Origin of the sequence: Psychrobacter sp. TB67, assembly GCF_000511065.1 — a bacterium.
Taxonomy (GTDB): domain Bacteria; phylum Pseudomonadota; class Gammaproteobacteria; order Pseudomonadales; family Moraxellaceae; genus Psychrobacter; species Psychrobacter okhotskensis.
The window spans coordinates 50,602-71,321 of record NZ_AYYA01000052.1 but is presented as its reverse complement, the minus strand read 5'-3'; the positions used below and the strand labels follow the sequence as shown (position 1 = coordinate 71,321).

At 38.8% G+C, this 20,720-nt stretch carries 12 protein-coding genes; 9 read left to right on the top strand and 3 right to left on the bottom strand.

Going from position 1 to position 20,720, the window contains the following annotated elements; genetic code table 11:
- Positions 1-102 precede the first annotated feature (102 nt).
- Together W293_RS0108650 and W293_RS0108645 are read right to left on the bottom strand one after the other, a co-directional pair.
- Positions 103-4,071 carry an AAA family ATPase gene (locus W293_RS0108650; RefSeq protein ID WP_025652059.1) on the bottom strand — a complete coding sequence of 1,323 codons (3,969 nt, stop codon included), beginning with the start codon at positions 4,069-4,071 and terminating at the stop codon, positions 103-105.
- An 83-nt stretch (positions 4,072-4,154) separates the two neighbouring features.
- Positions 4,155-5,750: an exonuclease SbcCD subunit D C-terminal domain-containing protein gene (locus W293_RS0108645; protein WP_227502355.1), complete on the bottom strand. Its 1,596-nt coding sequence runs from the start codon at positions 5,748-5,750 to the stop codon at positions 4,155-4,157.
- A 325-nt stretch (positions 5,751-6,075) separates the two neighbouring features.
- Here W293_RS0108645 and wecB point away from each other — a divergent pair, with 325 nt between their 5' ends.
- The 9 genes from wecB to W293_RS0108600 all read left to right on the top strand — a co-directional run bounded on the left by wecB (position 6,076) and on the right by W293_RS0108600 (position 18,885).
- Entirely contained in the window at positions 6,076-7,233 is a 1,158-nt protein-coding gene (wecB, locus tag W293_RS0108640) for a non-hydrolyzing UDP-N-acetylglucosamine 2-epimerase (RefSeq protein WP_025652057.1), read from the top strand.
- Between the two features lie 26 nt (positions 7,234-7,259).
- The gene (wecC, locus tag W293_RS0108635) at positions 7,260-8,504 is read left to right on the top strand and encodes a UDP-N-acetyl-D-mannosamine dehydrogenase (protein ID WP_037025191.1); all 1,245 of its coding nucleotides are present in this window, start codon (positions 7,260-7,262) and stop codon (positions 8,502-8,504) included.
- Between the two features lie 96 nt (positions 8,505-8,600).
- Complete coding sequence (locus tag W293_RS17370; RefSeq protein WP_025652055.1) at positions 8,601-11,549, top strand: glycosyltransferase; 2,949 nt, start codon at positions 8,601-8,603, stop codon at positions 11,547-11,549.
- Position 11,550: 1 nt separating this feature from the next.
- The gene (locus W293_RS0108625) at positions 11,551-13,674 is read left to right on the top strand and encodes a glycosyltransferase (protein WP_025652054.1); all 2,124 of its coding nucleotides are present in this window, start codon (positions 11,551-11,553) and stop codon (positions 13,672-13,674) included.
- 34 nt (positions 13,675-13,708) lie between these two features.
- A complete protein-coding gene (locus W293_RS0108620; protein ID WP_156915609.1) occupies positions 13,709-15,331 on the top strand; it encodes a hypothetical protein in 1,623 nt (540 codons plus the stop codon).
- Positions 15,332-15,347: 16 nt separating this feature from the next.
- Positions 15,348-16,526 carry an SGNH/GDSL hydrolase family protein gene (locus W293_RS0108615; protein WP_025652052.1) on the top strand — a complete coding sequence of 393 codons (1,179 nt, stop codon included), beginning with the start codon at positions 15,348-15,350 and terminating at the stop codon, positions 16,524-16,526.
- Positions 16,527-16,587: 61 nt separating this feature from the next.
- Complete coding sequence (locus W293_RS0108610) at positions 16,588-17,343, top strand: class I SAM-dependent methyltransferase (protein ID WP_025652051.1); 756 nt, start codon at positions 16,588-16,590, stop codon at positions 17,341-17,343.
- A gap of 101 nt (positions 17,344-17,444) precedes the next feature.
- Entirely contained in the window at positions 17,445-17,717 is a 273-nt protein-coding gene (locus W293_RS0108605) for a hypothetical protein (RefSeq protein ID WP_025652050.1), read from the top strand.
- Positions 17,718-17,874: 157 nt separating this feature from the next.
- The gene (locus tag W293_RS0108600) at positions 17,875-18,885 is read left to right on the top strand and encodes a glycosyltransferase (protein ID WP_025652049.1); all 1,011 of its coding nucleotides are present in this window, start codon (positions 17,875-17,877) and stop codon (positions 18,883-18,885) included.
- Between the two features lie 116 nt (positions 18,886-19,001).
- Here W293_RS0108600 and cysG read toward each other — a convergent pair whose 3' ends face one another.
- Complete coding sequence (cysG, locus tag W293_RS0108595; protein ID WP_025652048.1) at positions 19,002-20,606, bottom strand: siroheme synthase CysG; 1,605 nt, start codon at positions 20,604-20,606, stop codon at positions 19,002-19,004.
- Positions 20,607-20,720: the final 114 nt, after the last annotated feature.

The following is a 20,720-nucleotide window of genomic DNA, read 5'->3' as shown; positions in this document are numbered from 1 at the left end:
AGATAAACGTCTTTTCAAAAAAACCACCGTTATTAATTGACGGTGGTTTTTTATTGCCTTATTGTCATAATTTTTATTAACTGCCTTAACTGCTGTCTTAATTTACGAGGCTTTTTCGTCGGTAACATTGGTAACTCGGCGACAGCCTTGACCGCTGATTTGGCTAAAGCCGCCAGACAGTTTTTCGACCTTAATTTGGGTTAGGATACGATCTTTTAACGCCTGTACGTGCGAGATAATGCCAATAAGTTTACCTTCTTGCTGCAAGCTGGTTAAGGTGTCGAGCGCAATATCAAGCGACTCTTCATCAAGCGTGCCAAAACCTTCGTCCAAAAATAGCGAGTCGACGCGGATGTTGTGACTGGCCATTTGTGATAGTCCCAGTGCTAATGCTAGGCTAATAATGAAGCCTTCACCACCTGATAGATTTTTGGTACTGCGAATATCGCCGCCTTGATAGTTATCGATGACATTAAGCTCAAGGGGATTGCTGTCATCATGAATGAGCAAATAACGGTCACTCATTTTTTGTAGCTGAGTATTGGCATGGCTAATCATGACCTCAAACGTTAAGCCTTGGGCAAAGGTACGGTATTTCTTGCCATCAGCGGAACCAATGAGCGTATGTAGCTGTTGCCAAACTTGTAGTTTTTGTTTTTGCTCATTGATAGCAATGAGCTGTGCCGCTTGTTGGCCTTTTTGACTGTCGTTATCCTTAAGTTTTTGGTCAATCGCACCGATTTTTTGACTTAACTCATCAATATCTATTTGTATTTGATGGTGCTGGCCAGCAAGTATTTCTCGGTCTTCATCCGTCATAGGATTGGCAAGTTTTTGCTCTAACGCTTGCTGGGTGCTATCCAACTGTAATTTAGCTTGATGCAATGCATTATCAATCGCTAATTTACGTGTCTGTAGTGACTCACGCTCTTCTTTAGGCAGGCGGGCACTCACAAAAGCAGCTTCATCTACGAACTGTGATTCTGCGAGCAAGTTAGTAAATCCGCTTTGCTGCGTATTCAGTATAGACATCGCCGCCTGTAGCTCTGTGTCTAGCTGTTGTTCTCTAGCTGTTAATTGCTCTAGAGTCTGCTGTACAGTGTCTAGCTGCCTTTGTGCTACTACTTGCTTGGCTTTAGCCTCATCAACCGCACGGCGTAATTGATTTTCTTCATTGTCTGTATTTTTATCTGCAAAAATCTCTTTTCTATCTTGCTTTAATTGTTCGATAGCATTGGTTTTATGAGCAACTAAGTTCTCTAACTCTTTGAGCGCTGCTTCATCATTGCTAAGCTGTGCTTGCTTGGTTTCAATCTGCGCGGTCAAACTGCTTAAGCTATTGGTTAGCTGCTGCTGGCGGTTTTTCTGCTCATTAAATTGTCGTTTTAACTGGTTTAAAGCGCTGCGCTGTTGACGCAGTTTTTCAATATGACGGTCATAATCTGCGCTGTCTATTACCGTTTGCTCATCAAAACTATTACCCAATTGCTTAAGTGCATTAGATAAGTCTGCCGCATTGAGCGCTATAGTTGAGTTTAAGTGTTCTTTATATTTATCCGCTGGGTATTTATGCGTTAGAGATGAAACGGTGGTCATCAGGGGTGCCAACTCCGAGAAATTAGCGGCAATCTTATCTTTTATCCCATCAGTCTTTTGTGAGTTAAGCTTGATGTCAGTTGTTAGATTATTAATATCGTGACTAACTGTTTGTTGCTGTTTTTCGTCGGTTTCGATGGCAGTACTGAGCTTTGCCGCACTCTCAGTTAAGTTGTCATATTCGACCACTATGGTTTTAAGAGACTGTTTATGTTCAGTCAGATCATGTTTGGCGGTGTCTAATAAGGATAAGCTATGATCTATATTCGTGATGGTCGCATTAATATCATCGTTTATCTGAGTAAGAGGATTGATAATTGCTGCGATTGCTTCAGAGTAATCGTTCTTAGTCTCAAATAGTGAAGATAGGTAAGACTGGATATCACCATGTAAGATTTTGGATTGCTGCTGTAGAGCCGCTAGTTGTTGCTCTTGGTTGTTAAGAGCTTCTTTCTTTGTGGCGTATTCGATATTGTATGTTGATAAAGCCTGCTCAAGGTTATCAATAGCGGTTTCTAGTTCAGCTATTTGCTGCTGAGTTTGTTGCGTCTTAGTCTGTTTTATTGTAGACGACTGGTTTTGATCGTCATTGGCGTCGGTATTATTATTCTTGGTACTAGGGTCTAATAATGGATGATGTTTGCCATAAGGATGCTCATGCGCGCCGCAAAGCGGGCAGGGCACACCGTCCTCTAACTCTAGGATATAATCTTCAAGTTTCGCGACTTTTTGCAGTAAGGTTAGGTGTTCCTGTTTGTCTTGTTTTTTCAGTTTGGTGTTTTGAATATCTGATTTATGACTAGTAATCAGGTCGTCTAAACTCGCTATTTCTTTGTTCAGTGTAGGTAACGATTGATTGATATGTTTGATTTGGCTAGCAAGCTCAGATAGCCGCTCTAGCTTAAAACTAACTTGCTCAATCTGTGTATTGATTTGATCGACTTGCTCTTGCTCGCTGCGCATATTAGTAATGGGCTGACTTTGAATAAGTGCGGCTTGCTGCTGTTGCAGGTCGGTAAGCGCTTTACGTTGCTGCTGAATTCGGGGTTGGTCTAGGTTTTGCTGTGTAATTAACTTATCAAAATCAGTTTGTAGCTTTTTGGCTTGCTTGTCATGCGCACGCTTGTCAGTGACCAAGCTGACATTATTTTGTAGCAGCGTCTTTAATCGGCTACAAGTACTGTCAAAGGTAGCCATATCTGTATCAAGGTCGTTTAGTTCTTGATAGTCGCCAAAATATTTTTCTATATTTGCAAGCTGAGTTTTGGTTTGGTATTCCGTTTGTTTGTGACCAGTTATTTCTTGGCATAGTTTTTGGACGTTAGCGGCTAGTATTTTTTTGCGTTGATTGTCATCCGCTAAAGCTTGAGACTGCTGCTTAATATTGGCATCTAACTCCCGCGTTTTTGCGATAATAGGTAAAGTTGTTTGTAGGTTGCTTACCGCTTGTGTGTCAAGCGTAGTCGCATTTTTTAAGTGGGTGCTGGCTTGTACAAGCGCTTGTTGCTGTGTCGGAATTTTATCAAGCAAATGTTGTTGTTCAATACCCAGCCGTTTAACCATATCTCGGCTATAGCTTAGCTCGCGAAACTGACTATCAATCTCTAACGCTTTATTAGCAACATCTAAACGCTGTGCTTCTAGGATGAATACTTGCTGTGCTTGTTGTGCTGTTGAAAAATCAGTTTTATAAGTAGACAAATTTTGCTGTAATTCCTGCACACTATCTAGCCACTGAAGCTGCTCGCCCAGTGTTTTAAAGGTTTGGCGTTGCTTATCTTGCTGCTGGTTGAAGTCTGCTAATTCTGCTGCCAGAAGCTTTTCATCTTCACCACTTAATAAAGATAAGCCATCCACGCCTGCCTGCAATTTACCCAGCACGTCTTCCTCAAAGCGTTTTTTCTCATGCACATTTAAGGATATTTTGGCATAAATAGCTGTCCCCGTTATCTTCTCTAAAATGGCGGCTCTATCACCAATGTCAGACTTTAAAAAGGCGGCAAAACTGCCCTGTGCTAGCATGATGGAGCGGGTAAATTGATTGAAATCCATGCCGATAAGGTCTTGAATGTAGGCTGATGTCTTAGATTTTTTCTCTTCTAAAATCTTACCGGTTTTAACCTCACTAATCTCATGTCTAATCGGTAATAAGTTTCCCTTGGCTTTTTTGTGGGCGCGATGCTGGTACCAGTAGCATTGATAGCGTTTGGAATCTATCTCGATGATAACCTCTGCTGAGCATTCACCCGTACCTTGGGTCATGATCTCGTTCGTTGAACCAGTGATATCACCCAATCTTGGCGTTTGACTATATAAGGCTAAGCAAATCGCATCCAAAATGGTGGTCTTGCCAGCGCCCGTCTGCCCAGTAATGGCAAAGATGCCTTCATTTAGAAAAGCGGGGTCACTAAAATCAATGTGCCATTCGCCTTTTAGGGAGTTCAAGTTTTTAAGTCGTAGTTCAATCAGTCGCATGGGTAGGTCTTATTTTTATATAGAGTAGTTATAAAGAGAGTGGTGACCAGAAGTTCTTGACTAGCATCCAAAATGTGCTGTTATTATTCGGCCTGAGTATCGGCATGGCGCAGGTTATAAACGATTTGATCATAGGCGTCACGTAAGGATGATTTTTGCTCATCAGGAATATTGTGAGCAATTAAGCAGCGCTCAAATACTTCTTCCTCATTTAAATCTTGTAGGGTCTCAGAGATTTGCTGTTGGTTCAAAACTTTATTATAGGTGCGCGTGTTTTTAATTTTTAATACTTCACACGGCAAACCATCTACCATCGCCTGAATATGCTCACGCAGCTCACTGACCACGTCATCACCCGTATAAATAATTTCAAGCCAAACAGATTCTGTTGCATCAAGAGCTTGAATGGTTTTATCGATAGTCTTATTAATAGACTCCAGATCACCTGAGATTTGCGCCAATTTTTGAAATTTTGGGATGGGTAGGGAAATAACCTGCATCTGCTGTGATTCGTTATGATGTAATAGGTTGGAGGATGCAATAGAGTTATTTGTGGAATCATTACTCTGTATAGCGTCTATCTGATTGGAAACGGATCCTTCAAAGGCTTTTTGCGTATTTTCTTCGCTTTCTGCTGTGTTATCAAAACCAAATAAATCGTCCATAAAATCAGTTGTTTGAGTGGCTACTTTTTTAGCGGCTTTTTCTACCGATTGTTCAATCTTAGTCACTGTATTAGTAAGCTTAGGCATATTGCTTTCAGATGTACTATTTGACGCTGGTTTTTGATTGCTAAAATCATTCTCTACTGCGCCAAACTGTACCAGTAATACTTGTTTTTGTTGCTTAGCCTCACCCAAGCCCATTGCAATAGGCGAGCCTGAATAGCGAATACTCTCACGACCACCGACGCGCTGCGGAACATGCAAATGCCCAAGTGCCACATAGTCAAAGCTTTCATCGAACATATCAGCAGAGATTTTGCCGAGTGAGCCGACATAAAGCTCACGCACACCATCATCTTCAGTAGTCGTACCACCTGCGGCGAATAGATGCCCTGTAGCGATGATAGGGATATGACGCTGGTTTGCTTCTGCTAATTCTGTTTGCTTCGCTTTAACAATGCTGGCGACTTCATCATAATGGGCACGAATGCCTTTGATGACATTGGCATCTTTACTATCCGCGGACTCGCCAGCGCTGCTGCTACGGACATCACGGTCACGCAGATAAGGGATTGCGGCGATGATGCAATGCGGTGTACCGTCTGCATCGTCTAACACCAAGACCTCATCTTTTAAGTCTTCACAAGCGGTGCCAATGACATGAACGTTTAAGAATTTTAAGACATTGCTTGGTGCGTCCAAAAAAGTAGGGGAGTCATGGTTGCCCGCGACGATAACGATATGCTGGCAACATGATTTTGAAACTTTGCCTAAAAACTCATAATATAGCGCTTGGGCTCTATTGCTGGGGGTCATGGTATCGAAGATATCGCCCGCGACGATTAATACATCTACTTGCTGGGCGCTAATGGTGTCTTGCAGCCAGCTTAAAAAGGCTTCAAATTCCTCATAACGCATACGACCATAAAGCCTGCGTCCTAAATGCCAATCTGAAGTGTGGAGGACTGTTAAAGGTTTCATAGGCATAGACTTGGTATCGGCAAGTGTGGACATAGTTGAGCTTTAGGATATTTAGTAGAAAGTAGTCATTCTAGCAAGATTTGCTTTGGTTTTCTCTGTTAGTGACAATGGTTAAAACTTCTTTAAGTCATCACTCTTAAAAGAAGGACACACTTCAGATTGTTTTCAACATTAGTACGATGCTATAATTACTTGCACCGATAAACGGTAGTTAATTATTGATAAAAAACGGATTTTTCTATACAATATCACTTTTTGTTGATATACCTTCAAAATAAGATGCTACATCATTAGCCTTTTAGTATACAAAGCATCCTAAGCTCTACAAAATCCCCGTAAATCAAAAAAAAGCATTCCTATGAAAAAAGTATTAAGTATATTTGGCACGCGTCCTGAAGCGATCAAAATGGCACCTGTGGTTAAGGCTTTAGAGGCCAATCCTCATACTCAATCTATCGTGTGCGTGACTGCCCAACATCGCGAAATGCTTGATCAAGTATTGTCACTATTCGAGATTAATCCAGATTATGACCTAGATATCATGAAGTCTGGACAAAGTCTAACTCAGGCCAGTTCGAGAATGCTACTCGCTCTCGAGCCTATCTTAAAAGAGTGTAAACCTGACTTAGTATTGGTTCATGGCGATACTTCTACCACGCTATGTGGCGCACTGGCAGCTTTTTATCAGCAAATACCTATTGGTCATGTTGAATCAGGTCTGCGTACTTACAATATTTATTCGCCGTGGCCAGAAGAATCAAATAGGCAAATGACGAGTATCATTACTAAGCTTCATTTTGCACCGACCAAAGCTGCTGCTCAGCATCTTTATGATGAACATAACAATCCTGATTATATCTATGTCACCGGCAATACGGTGATTGATGCTTTATTAGAGGTTAAGAACAAGCTTGAAATGAATGAATCTCTACGAACTGAGTTACAACAGCAGTTTTCTGAGCTTGATTTTAGTAAACGTCGTGTCCTTATTACTGGGCATCGCCGTGAAAATTTTGGTGATGGTTTTGAGTCAATTTGCCAAGCAATTAAAGTATTAGCAGAGAAGTATCCAGATTTCGAATTCGTGTATCCGGTGCATCTCAACCCCAATGTTGAAGAGCCCGTAAATCGTTTATTAAGTGGTCTTCATAACGTCAAACTCATTGAGCCACAAGATTATCTGCCTTTTGTATATTTGATGAGTACCAGCTATATTATTCTGACTGATTCAGGCGGCATCCAAGAAGAAGCGCCGTCGCTTGGTATTCCGGTATTGGTCATGCGTGAGACGACTGAGCGTCAAGAAGCAGTAGAGGCAGGTACGGTTAAGCTAGTAGGTACTCATGGCCCTACCATCGTGGCTGAAGTTAGCAATCTCATTGAAAACGAAGCTATTTATTTAAAAATGAGCCAAGCCCATAATCCTTATGGCGACGGTAAGGCTTCAGAGCGCATCACTGAGACTATCGTTGAGTTTTTATATGAGCAAACAGCTAACACTAAAGAGTTAAGCTAACTTAATATTAAGTAAACGGGATTAAGATGAAAAATATTTGTGTATTTGGTTTAGGGTATATTGGCTTGCCAACTGCTGCGATGTTCGCCCATCATGGTGCCAATGTCGTCGGTGTCGATGTCAATCCGCATGCGGTTGATACGATTAATCAAGGCAAGATCCATATCGTTGAGCCTGGTCTTGAAGCAATTGTAAAAACAGCAGTAGATAATAATAAGCTGAAAGCTAGCCTAACGCCCGTACACGCAGATGCTTATCTTATCGCAGTGCCAACACCATTTAAGGGCGATGACCATACACCTGATCTGTCCTATATTCAAGCGGTGAGTAAAGCACTTGCACCGCTATTAGAAAAAGGTGATGTGGTCATTCTAGAGTCGACTTCACCGGTAGGGGCAACAGAGCAGATGGTTGAGTGGCTTGCTGAGGCCCGTCCTGACTTAACCTTTCCTAAATATCATGAGCCTGATATTGAAGCTGATATCTATGTGGCTTATTGTCCAGAGCGTGTGCTACCAGGCAAGGTCGTGGAAGAGCTGATATCTAATGACCGTATCATCGGTGGTATGACTAAAGAGTCGACTAAAAAAGCGCAAGAAGTCTATCGTATCTTTGTAGAAGGCGAGCTGCTAGAAACCAACTCTCGTACTGCTGAGATGGCAAAGCTGACCGAAAACGCCTCTCGTGATGTCAGCATTGCCTTCGCCAATGAGTTATCTATCATCTCTGATAAGTTAGATATCAATGTCTGGGAGCTGATCGAACTGGCTAACCATCATCCACGTGTCAATATCCTGCAGCCTGGTGCTGGGGTCGGTGGCCACTGTATCGCTGTCGATCCTTGGTTCATCGTCAACAAAAACCCTGATGAGGCGAAAATCATTCGAGCTGCTCGTGAGATTAATGATAGTAAGCCTGACTGGGTAATAGGTAAAATTAATGCTGAGATCGATAAGTTAAAAGAACAAGGTATTGAAAAGCCGACAGTAGCGCTATTAGGGTTAGCCTTTAAGCCTAACATTGATGATTTGCGTGAGAGTCCAGCAGTCAATATTGCTCAAAAAATGCTTGAAGCTGATAATGCAAATATCATATTGGTTGAACCTAATATTAATCAACTACCTGAAAAGTTAGCCGCCAGCATGTTGGTGCCTTTATCAGAAGTCGTTGACCGTGCGGATGTCGTCGCCATTTTGGTTGCTCATGATGAGTTTAAAGATAAGACGCCTTTAAAGAACATTCAAATTATGAATATGGTTGGTAATATCTAGTTTGGCTAATCTATAAAGTCGACATTCTTGAATTGCTTATAGTACATATAAAGAATATTACGTTTGAACTGTTAGTTATATTTAGGCAAATATATTATGAAAAAATTCAAAAAATTGTTTAAGAATAAGAGTAAAGACGACCGAAACGATTTAGTTGTCACTAAAGACCATAGTATCGATGCCGATGAGCTAGCAAACTATATTCGTAACCTTGAAGCAGAGAATAGGGATTTAAAAGATACTACAACTGAGAATAACACTATCTCTTATAAACTTGGAAAGACTATTATTGATACCTTAAATAATCAGTCTTCTACTACAGAATTGCCTTCCAAGCTCTTGAAAATTTATGCTGAATCACGTAAAAGAAAGTTACCTAGTTTAAAGAGTGCAAGCTTGGTAGATAAAGCCATTATTCTTCTTAGTGATAAGGAACTGCTGAATAATTATAGGTTAAGTGATGCTAAGCCTGAAAAGAAGTTAGAACATAAAAAAAATAGTAGAATTGACAGGGTTATCAAGCCAGAGAATGAGACTAATACTATTTATGAACAGAAAAATATAGAAAACCCTGTATTTAAAAAAAATATCCCTACTAGTAATTCAGTTGTTAACAGAAAAAATTATATAGATACAGACAATAAAGATGCACCTTTTGGTTCATTTAGCCATCTAGATGCTACAGAGCTATCACAAAATGCGCCTGTTTGGTATGAAGTACCAGTGCAAGCTGGACAAGTACTAACGATAAAAGCAGCTTCTAATTACTTAAATACGAAAACTACTGATCGTAAAGCTATATTATTGTTAAAAAGCTATGACTCTAATGGTAATGAGATTCATGAGCCATGTGGCAAATTGTCTTATTCTTCCCATTTAAAAGGTTATTTTAAATACTTACACTCTACTAATAATAAAGTTCAAGATTTACATACCTTCACAGTACCCGATGATGTTAGTAAAATTCATATTGGACTTTGCCCTTTTAACATAACTAAGGGTGAGCAAGTCTTCGTTAGTAATTTTAGTATTGAGCCAAAAATAAATAAGTCTCAAATTGAGAAAAAATTATCTTTTGGTTCGTTCAAACAGCAAGACACTATAGAGTTACCTCAGGAAGATCCTGTTTGGTATGAAGTGCCAGTGCAAGTTGGACAAGTACTAACGATAAAAGCCGCTTCTGAGTACCTAAATACTCAGGCTACTGATCGTAAAGCTATACTATTAATAAAAAGCTATGATTCGAATGGTAATGAGATTCATGAATCATGTGGGAAAATGTCTTATTCTTCCCATTTAAATGCATATTTTAAGTATTTACCCTTTACTCATAATAAAGTTCAAGAACTACATACCTTTATCGTACCTAGTGGTGTCAGTCAAATTAATATAGGGTTAAGCGGCTTCAATAAAAATGAAAACGAGCAAGTATTTGTTAGTAACTTTAGTATTGAGCCAAAGCTAAATGAGTCTCAGATTACCAAGTTTGTATCGCCAAGTGCGCAAGCAGCAGAGATTAGCATTATCGGTTGGCCTGAATATCCGATCAATGATAAACCTTATATTATTGGCATTATGGATGAGTTCACTACAGGTTCTTTTGAGCAAGACGTAAACCTAATCCAACCTAGACCAGACAACTGGTTTGCTTTAGCAGAGAAATATAAGCCGGTATTATTTTTCATCGAAAGTGCATGGAAAGGCAATTATGGCAGTTGGCAGTATCGTGTCGGTCAATACGCTAATAAGCCAGGTCACGAAATTGAACAGATTTGTCAGTATGCCCGTGATAAAGGCATACCTACATTGTTTTGGAATAAAGAAGATCCTGTCCATCATGAGAAGTTCATGTGTAGTGCTAAGTTAGTAGACCATATTTATACTACTGATGCTAATATGGAAAATTCTTATATTACAAAAACTGGCAATACAAACGTACACGCTCTACCATTTGCAGCACAGCCAGCTCTGCACAAACCAGCATCGCTAATGGGTCGCAAACCACGTTCATGCTTTGCTGGCAGTTGGTATGGCAATCGTCATGCTGAAAGAGGCGAAGCTATGGGCTGGCTGTTGCAAGCTGCCAATAATTATGGATTAGATATATATGACCGTAATTATGGCACTGGTATTTTCCCTTTCCCAGAAGAGTACCGAGCAGGAATCAAAGGTAGTCTGCCTTATAAAGAGCTTTGTGAAGAGTATAACCGTTATCGAGTATTCTTAAACGTCAACTCAGTTACTGAATCACCAACTATGTTTTCGCGTCGTGTGTTTGAACTGATGGCTTGTGGTACACCAGTGGTGAGTACATATGCCAAGGGCATCGAAACGTTGTTTGATTCTGATGCTGTATGGTTAGTAAATAGCCAAGAAGAGGCTGATGAAGCTATTTATACTCTAATGACTGATGATGCAGAATGGCGTAGAAGAAGTCTGGCAGGTATTCGTGAAATATTCTCAAAGCATACCTATGCTCACCGACTCAACAGTATTTTTACAGATCTGAATATAGAAAGTCGCATTGCAACAAGCCCTAATGTTATGCTCTTTGCAAAAGCTAATAACCCAGCAGAAATTGATGTGCTTGAACAGTTTGCTCAAAAACAAAGCTACAAAGAATTTCTCTTGGTTATTGAGTATGCACACAGCGTAGCTTCAGTGCAAAGTAACTTATCTGAAAACATCATTTTTCTTGATTCAGAGGAAAGAAAAACTTGGGCTATCAAAAACCAAAACGATTATTCTATCGCTGGTTGGGTAACACCTACTAATTACTACGGTGAGCATTACTTACGTGATCTTATCAATGCTAGTATTTACGAACCAAATGCAAAAGGCTGGGCGAAAGCGCTTAATAATGATGTATTTGGTTATGGTGAGCAAGGTCTATTAAGCGGCGCACTTTGGGAAATAAATGAATTTTTTAGACGTCATGTTGATGCCACAGCCGATGTTAGGATAATAGATCCTAACCTATATTTAGCGGATAGTGATCAGTTTAAGAACATAGATTTAGAGCACCAACAGGTAAGAGGAGCTTAAAATGTTAAAACGTGTATTAATATGCGCCAATCCTGACCTTAATTATATAGACGGCTCTTCCATTTGGGCACAAACCATAGCTTTAGCACTATCTGCAACGACTACTGCGAAAGTTGACTTTATAGCTAAAAGTACACCAGAACGTGATGAGTTATTCGCGCCACTAAAAACCGCGCAGTATCTCAATATTATTGATGGTGCCAAACATTCATATTGGCAGGGCAAGAGCTACAAACGACTGTCCCTACCTATGATGACTGAGCTTGCCGTAGCCCTTAATCATACCAACACTTATGATGTTATTGTCGTTAGAGGTCTAGAAATTGCTACTCAATTACTAGACCACCCTGAAGTACTTGCTAAGTGTTGGATGTATTTGACAGATATACCACAAAGCTTAGCAGATTACGATAATGAACAGCGTCATATTATGCAAAGTATCGGTCAGGGTTGCCAAAAACTACTATGCCAAACTGAAGGTTTTATAGATTTATGGCAAGCTTTAGTACCTAGCCTCACAGATGATAAGTTCAATTTATATACGCCTGTTATACCAGATATCCCAATTAATTTACCTTTATTAACAGAGCGACCTCTACAGGCTATATATGCTGGAAAGTTTAAAGCGGATTGGATGACTATGGAGATGGCAGAAGCGTGGTCTGCCATTCATTATCAAATCCCAGATAGTACGCTGGTCATGATAGGGGATAAAATTCATAACGAAGCCAATCAACCTGACTATCAGCAACGTATGCGTTACGCTTTAGAAAATACAGATGGCCTAAGCTGGCTAGGCGCTCAATCTCGAGAGTCAGTACAGCAAGAGCTACAACAAGCTAGAGTAGGACTCTCTTGGCGAGCAGAAAGCATGAATGATACGGTGGAATATTCTACTAAAATTTTAGAATATGGCGGTGCAGGCTGTGCTGCTATTCTCAACCGTAATACATTACATGAGCAATTATTAGGAAGTGACTATCCTTTATTCGCTAATAGTGCAAGGGAGTTTTCTCAGCAGCTTACTCGTGCGTTAATGGTTCCCGAGGTGGCTCAGCAAGCTGCCGATGCATTACAGAAACTAGCCAAGAAACATACCTTTTCGACACGCGTAAATGAGATACGACAATGGCTGGCAGACATACCTGCTGTACCAAAAGCTGTAAAAAAGACGCGCATATTAGTAGCAGGACATGACCTCAAATTCTTTACTTTATTACAGAGTAAACTAGAAGCCTCAGGACAGTTCGAGTTTTTGATTGATCAGTGGCAAGGTCATGATAAGCACAATGAATCACAAAGCCATGTATTACTACAACAAGCTGATATCGTTTTTTGTGAATGGTGTTTAGGCAACCTTAAATGGTACTCGCACAATAAATTACCGCATCAGCGTCTTATCGCTCGCTTTCATGCTCAAGAAGCTCGTGTACCTTATATGAGCGAAGCGAATTGGGAGGCTATTGATCATGTCGGTTTTGTTAGTGAGCATATTCGTAGGCAAGCATTAAATGTATTTAAGGGCTTTCCCATTGAGAAAACCTCTGTAATACCTAACTATCTAGACGTTACTAAGTTCACGCCTAAGAAAAAAACTGGTGAGGCACGTTATACGCTAGGTATGATAGGGGTGGCACCCAAAAGCAAGCGTTTGGATCGGGCTATTGATTTATTAGAAGCGTTGTTAGAGGAAGATGATCGATATTGCTTGCGTGTTAAAGGAAAAAATCCATTAGATTATAACTGGTTATTAAAGCGTGAAGACGAACTAGCCTATTATCAGCAAATATTTAAACGTATTAATAGTAACCCTACACTTAGGTATAAAGTAATATTTGATCCACCGGGTGATGATGTTAATGAATGGTTTACTATGGTAGGTTTTATTCTTTCTCCATCTGATTTTGAGTCTTTTCATATGGCTATCGGTGAAGGCATGCTAACAGGAGCCGTACCTATCATTTGGAACTGGGAAGGTGCTGCAGGCATCTGGGGTAAAGACTTTGTGTATAGTAATAAAGAAAGGATGATGGAAAATATTCTTAATAATACTCATGAGTCTAAGTTAGATACATCTTTTTTAAGTAATGATGTTGTTTTTAGATGGGCAAAAAAATTACAGTAATTTTTTAATTATCTATAGGGCTATAGGGAATATTATGTCCGACTCTTATTATTTATTTTCGAGCTTTAAAGAAAATCCAGAGTTTCTTTTTGATGGGTATTGTTTTGTTGGTAGTGATTTTATTTTTGGAAATTTAGGTGCCAAAAATTATATAAGTGAAAATAACACCAAGATTGAAGGAGGAGAAGATGGTTGCTACATAGTAGCTCACCGTCAAAAGGAGAAGTTTACATTTGGTAGTGATTATGGTGGATATAAAAAAGTTCTATACTACTATGACCCATTAAATAGAGTATGGGCAGTATCAAATTCTTTAAGGATACTTGTAAAACATCTTAGAGATTTTGGAGTAAATATAACATTAAATCTCTCCCAATTATATTTTCATGCTTTGACTAAAGGTGTAGCTGCACAGCAGCCAGTTTCATTTAGTACAATTGCAAATGGTATATTCTTATTGCCAACTAATACAACTTTGGTCATAGATAGTTTTGGATTAGAAATCAGAAATAATAACAATAATAAATATGAAAATCAGAAGCTTAGCTATAACTATATGTTATCTAGGTACGTTGCTATATGGACTGCTAGATTTGAAACTATATTTTCTGATTCAAGTTTAGTAATAAATCAAGCACTAACTGGTGGAATTGATTCTAGAGCAGTGTTTTCTATTACTAGCTTGGCTAGAAAAAAAATAGTCTCTTCAAAGAAAGCTCGTCATAGCTTCAAGTGTGGAAAAATAAGAGGGGATTCAGCTGACCTAGACGTAGCAGGGAAAATAACTGAACATTATGGTTATAATTTAAATGAAAATATACTTAAAGGTGAGATACGTTATTTGAATGGAGAAGAAACTTATTCTAGATGGAAGAATTTAAGTTTAGGTTTATATTTTCCAACATATTTTGACTCTAGAAAAACAAACCCTTTCCATATAAATATTAGTGGAGGAGGTGGAGAAAAGTATAGACCATATTACAGACAAAGCCGAGATGATACGTTTGAAAAATTTATTGAAAGAAATTTATCTCAAATGGAAAGCATTTCTAGTCAAATAGAGATGGAAGGAGCTATGCTAAATTCAATGAGATACCTAGATGCCAATAATCAAAAAGATCCTTTACAATTACATTATTCTGAGTTCAGAAATCGTTTACATTCAGGTTTTTTCTCTCAGTTTATAGTAGATATATCTCCACTAAACTCACATTTACTATCTGATATTGCTGATAGTTTCAGTGATAAGATAAGTAGTTCTCAGTTGTTATATGACTTGATAAACTTAGAGCCTGAAGTTCTAAATTTTGACTTTGATAAAAAGGAAAAGGCACCTAAAGTCCATCATATATCAGACTTGACCTTGCTTGACGGCTTTGGCGAAAGTATACAGAAAGGAAAGTTATATTTAGATAGCAACAACTTAGAAGAAAGAAATACAGATATCAGTAGTAAGAGTAATGCTTATACATATTACTTAGAGAAAGATGTGGAAAAAGCCATTAGTACAAAGGAGGTCAATCATATTTGGGACAAAGACTTTATAAATAACGTAGAATCTAAGGTTAGGCGTTTATCAGATGGTGAAAGGCTTACACATGCAATGGAAGGTATTTCTATCTCAAGTCTTATAGCATCATCTATGTTTTATCTATAAATATTAAGAGTGGATTATGTCTAAAAGATTTATACGTCTAAAAGAATTAAACTGCAACATGGAAAAAAATTATTCTCCTAGTGAAGCCTACTTAGAGAAAAACAATAAATTGCAAAAGAATGAAATATATCCAGTTTCCACTGATGCAAATGGTAATCAATTTAGTGTATACAAATCTCGTTTAGATAAAGAAATATATTTAATAGGTGATTCTTCAATAGAGTCTATTTATGTTAGACCTAGTATGAGACCACACAGTTGCTTAGAAAAAATACTATTAGAAAATGGTTACAGTTATTCTGTATACAATCAAGGGGTATCAGGTTCCCAGATACAAAACATAATTAATGTAATTATAAATAAGCTTGGTAATAAACAGGGATCAACATTGATTTTATCTCTCCCAACTAATGATTCAACTGTATTGAGACTAAAAGAAAATTATTTTAGTGATCATTGGAGGTATGCATCAGTCGTACCAGCATCGAATGAAAAATCACCTATTATAAAAAATATAAGTTATGAGCCATACATAAGAAACTTAAGTATAGTTATAGAAATATGTAAGTTACTTCAGATAAATCTATTTATTACAACTATAGTGTATACAGGTATTAATCTTAGATTTAAGGCTCTGAATGAAATAGCTAGAAATATTTGCGATAAAAAAAATGTAGCATTTATCGATTTTGAGGATAATTTAGCTAAAAGTAATTATTTTTTTTATGATGATGTACATTTTCTTCCTGAGGGCTGTCGGTACTATGCGGAAACTGTCTTTAATAATATTAAAGACAGTCTAGAGACAGACGGATCTAAGAGAATAGAGACTCATAGGATATGTAGTGATTTAGTTGTTGAACAGAGTGTTAACTGGTCCGACTATTTTAGTGTTTCATCTATTGATAGTATCAAGGTTATAGTTGATGGAGAGTTTTCTATGGAATCTGATGGCAGACAAGCTCTATTATCTGTAGATTATGGAGTAAAAAATGTAAATACTAACTTAGCGAAATCTAATAATGACGAGATTGGTTATTTTAAATACCTAACAGCTCCAGCTGGGAAAAGAATAGAGCTAGTTATTGACTTAGAAGTACCTTCTGACTGTATAAAGATGCGCGTAGGTGTGAGAGCTTGGAATAGTACAAATGTGAAAATTCATAATGCATTTATATCAATAATTAAAGCATAACATAATTTACAAATTAATGAGTCATAGATATATTTTTTACATCAGTTACAGGGCATTCATTGTGAAAGATACTACTATTAGTACTTTAGAAGTAGAGTCAATTAAAGAAGTCTTATTAAAAGATAGCGCAGAGAATATGGTGAAGATAAAACAAGGTTTGACTAGGGCACAAAATCTTGTCTATACGCAACTAGAAAGCTTATCTTGGTTACAACGTCGTTTGTTAACTAGCACTCAATTACCTCCTTTGAGGGGTTGGGCCAGCTCTCCGGATGTACTATTACATTTGCATACACATATTATGCAGGCTAGACCCAAAGTAGTGGTAGAGTTCGGTAGTGGTGCGTCAACTTTGGTGATTGCCGATGCACTTAGTCAGAATGGTGGAGGTAAGCTATTTTCTATAGAGAATAGCAAATATTATGGTGCACAGACGTTATCTCAATTACAGCAAAACCATCTACAAGACTGGGTAGATCTTCGCATTGGTGAATTAGAGACATGGGATGCAGAACATCTTAACCCTAATGATGCTAGCAAGCCCTCGCTTTGGTATCCAAAGTCCCTATTACAAGATATCGAAAATATAGATCTAATATGGGTGGATGGTCCACCAGGTAACACGTGTCCGTATAGTCGTTATCCAGCGCTACCAGCGCTATTAAATCAGTTATCTGATAATGTTGAGGTATGGATGGATGATACTATTAGACAGATAGAGAAAGATATTTGTGAGGATTGGGCACAAAAATATGGTTTTGATCTTGAGTACTTTACCTTAGAGAAAGGGTTAGGAAGACTTACGCGCCCTATATAAATTATTCTCCTCTTGAGTCTAATAGAAGTATTAGTTAGCGACTTTAGTAAAAGAAAGTGTGATTGTAAATTAAATATTATTTGTAAAATTGAGGTTATAGTATGTTTGATATCGTTATATCTGTAGATGATAATAAAGTTTTAGGAAAGATTGCAGTTGATAGCTATTTTTTTGAGCCATCCAAGTATGAATATGCATATTATTTATATAAAAATGGTGAAAGAATAGATACTGTATGGTATACAAAAAATATGGAAGTTGCTTTTGCTCTAAAAGATATGACTGGGGTTTTTTTTGTTAAAGCTTTTATTAAAGATATAGAGCATGGAGATACAAGAAACTATAACTCAGAGAAAATGTCTATTGACAGCTGAAGTTATAGATAAATATTTTTAGACTGAATATAGAGTAGTTGTTATTTCTATTTTTCTTGATTTTCTAATATTAAATTCATATTAATTAGCTAAGATTATATGATTTTTATACATAAAAAGATATAGTCTTAGCTATTCTGTTTAGTAGGTGTAAAAAATGAAACGTCTATTCAATGCCTCTAAAGAACCTAGAATAGCTTTAATAAGCGACGAGCTAACCTCTTTGGCATTGGACGAAAGTTCTGTAAAGATTTTTCAAATCAAAGATAAAAACTGGTTTCAGTTATTTAAGATATTTAAACCTGATTTTATTTTAGTTGAATCCGTATGGCGAGGGTATAAGGATAGTTGGCGCTATAAGGTAGCCAACTATCCTGACTATCCTGAACGCAACAATGTCGAGCTACGCAAGCTTTTAGAGATGGCAGATAGATATAATATTCTAGCAGTATTTTGGAATAAAGAAGACGGCGCGCATTTTAATCGCTTTATTAATTCTGCCAGTTTGTTCAAGTATATACTGACCGTTGATTCAAACTGCGTTGAACGTTATCAAGCGATATTGGGTGATAAGGTAAAAGTAGGGGTGTTACCCTTTGCAGTACAACCTAAGTTTCATTATCCCGCTACATCACCACCGCGCTATCGTAAGAGTTTATTTATCGGCAGTTACAGTAAGCATATCCACAATGCTCGGCAACAGTGGCAAGACATGACATTCAGTGCTGCATCGCCCTATGGATTGGATATCATCGACCGCAACTCAGATCGTAATCCTGACGTTTATCGTTATCCCGATTTACCTAACACCACAGTATTCCCTAATGTGCCTTATAATAAGACGGGTGATATATACCGTCAGTATTCACACTGTATTAACGTCAATACAGTGACGGACTCGCCTAGTATGTTTTCTCGTCGATTAATTGAGATTATGGCATGTGGACGTTTGGCTGTAAGCAATCCTAGCGTATCAGTAAGTACACGCTTTGAGGGGATGTGTGAAGTGATAGAAAGTCGCGAACAGGCGGATGAGTTATTTGCACAGCTCTCTAAAGGCTACACCAAGCAGCAGATAGATATGATGCGTTATGCGAGTGCTCATGTATTAGAGAATTACAACTACGATCAATGGTTACAGCATATCGTAGATTTTATCGAGTCATAGATAGCTTCTATTATAGAAAGAGGCTTATAGTATAAGTTATCAAAAACTACCCGCTAAATACAAAAACCTACCAGTAATTAATGGTAGGTTTTTTTGTGCGAGTTAAAAGCCTTAATTCAACCAATAACTAACTGCTCTAAGCTATCATTTTTCTCAGCTAAATTAGCAATCATCGATAATGCATGTGCTTGTTGGTCAACGACCTTATCTTTTGGTGTTGCCGCAGTACCATCTCGCAACCAATTATCATCGGTATCGCTAACATTTTGATTGTGCTGCTGATTATGTAGATTATACCAAGCCAAATCATGATGTAGCGCGACCACATCACCCATGATAAGTAGGGCGGGCGTGGGTAGCTGATTCTGTTCTTGCAATTCAACAATAGTTGCAAGCGTTCCTATCAATACTTGCTGATTGGGCATACTGGCATTGGAGATGATAGCAATAGGGGTGTCAGCATCGCGGCCAGCTTCAATTAAGCCCTCAGTTAAACGAGCCAGCGAATGCAGACCCATATAAAATACTATGGTTTCGTCAGTATTTAGAAAGTTCTTAAAGTTCTCATTGGGTGAACCAGCTTTTAAGAACCCAGTGACAAAACGCACTGATTGCGAATGATCTCGGTGAGTCAGCGGAATACCAGCATAGCTTGCGGCGGCATTGGCAGCCGTAATACCCGGAACGACTTGATAAGGAACACCATGTGCGCGTAGACTTTCGATCTCTTCGCCACCGCGGCCAAAAATAAAGGGATCACCGCCTTTTAAACGCACCACACGGCGACCTTCTTTAGCACTATTGACCAATAGCTCATTGATACCTAATTGTGCCACAGCATGATTGCTGCGTTTCTTGCCAACGAATACTTTATCAGCGTCACGGCGGCATAAATCCAATACTTGCGGTGATACCAGCGCATCATAATAGACGATATCCGCTTGCTGCATCAGACGCAGCGCTTTGAACGTGAGCAGCTCTGGGTCACCAGGCCCGGCACCGACGATATATACTTCACCTATCTCGTTTTTGCCAGTTCGAGATTTTTGGGATATATCATTCTCTGTATTTTTCTCACCGATAGCAGCTGCTGTGTTATTTAAATCAGCTTGCAATTGAGCCGCCGCTTCCTTTTCATTGCCCGCAAACATCAGCTGACTGACGGGGCCTTCAAATGCCTTTTCCCAAAACTGACGACGTCCAGTAAGGGTTGGTATTTTGGTTTTAACCTCCGCACGAAACTCGCCGGCAAGCTTAGCTAATTTACCATAGCCTTGGGGGATTAACGTCTCAAGACGGGCGCGTAATAGACGTGCCAGCACCGGCGCTTTACCATTTGACGAGATACCAATCACAATCGGATTACGATCTACGATAGCGGGGAAGATAAAATCACAGAGTGGCGGGGTATCGACGACGTTCACTGGAATATTGAGTTCCGTAGCATCGGCATGAATTTGATGGTTCAGCGCTTCGTCATCCGTGCCAGCGATAATGACGCGTGCGCCTGTCATATAAGTTTTATTATAATTCTCATAAATGAGTGCGTGCTTACTGTCACTTAGCAAGGCTTGTATTTCGTCGCTAATACTTGGTGCAAGGATAGTGATGCACGCGCCAGCACGGCTGAGCAAGTCAGCTTTGCGTAGCGCCACATCGCCGCCGCCGACGATAAGTGCTTTGCGACCTTCTAGTTTAAAAAATAGCGGAAAGGTGTTCATAGGATTACCTGTAATTCATTCAATGTAAGGTATGTCGCTATTATGAGGTATTACAGGTATACGCTCACGTAGCGAATTGGCATTAGCATATTCGTTTTTGACATGATAACGGCG

Bases quoted from the DNA above. Each gene is read 5' to 3' on its own strand.
- W293_RS0108650 (WP_025652059.1), bottom strand. From the start codon at position 4,071: ATGCGACTGATTGAACTACGACTTAAAAACTTGAACTCCCTAAAAGGC.
- W293_RS0108645 (WP_227502355.1), bottom strand. From the start codon at position 5,750: ATGTCCACACTTGCCGATACCAAGTCTATGCCTATGAAACCTTTAACA.
- wecB (WP_025652057.1), top strand. From the start codon at position 6,076: ATGAAAAAAGTATTAAGTATATTTGGCACGCGTCCTGAAGCGATCAAA.
- wecC (WP_037025191.1), top strand. From the start codon at position 7,260: ATGAAAAATATTTGTGTATTTGGTTTAGGGTATATTGGCTTGCCAACT.
- W293_RS17370 (WP_025652055.1), top strand. From the start codon at position 8,601: ATGAAAAAATTCAAAAAATTGTTTAAGAATAAGAGTAAAGACGACCGA.
- W293_RS0108625 (WP_025652054.1), top strand. From the start codon at position 11,551: ATGTTAAAACGTGTATTAATATGCGCCAATCCTGACCTTAATTATATA.
- W293_RS0108620 (WP_156915609.1), top strand. From the start codon at position 13,709: ATGTCCGACTCTTATTATTTATTTTCGAGCTTTAAAGAAAATCCAGAG.
- W293_RS0108615 (WP_025652052.1), top strand. From the start codon at position 15,348: ATGTCTAAAAGATTTATACGTCTAAAAGAATTAAACTGCAACATGGAA.
- W293_RS0108605 (WP_025652050.1), top strand. From the start codon at position 17,445: ATGTTTGATATCGTTATATCTGTAGATGATAATAAAGTTTTAGGAAAG.
- W293_RS0108600 (WP_025652049.1), top strand. From the start codon at position 17,875: ATGAAACGTCTATTCAATGCCTCTAAAGAACCTAGAATAGCTTTAATA.
- cysG (WP_025652048.1), bottom strand. From the start codon at position 20,606: ATGAACACCTTTCCGCTATTTTTTAAACTAGAAGGTCGCAAAGCACTT.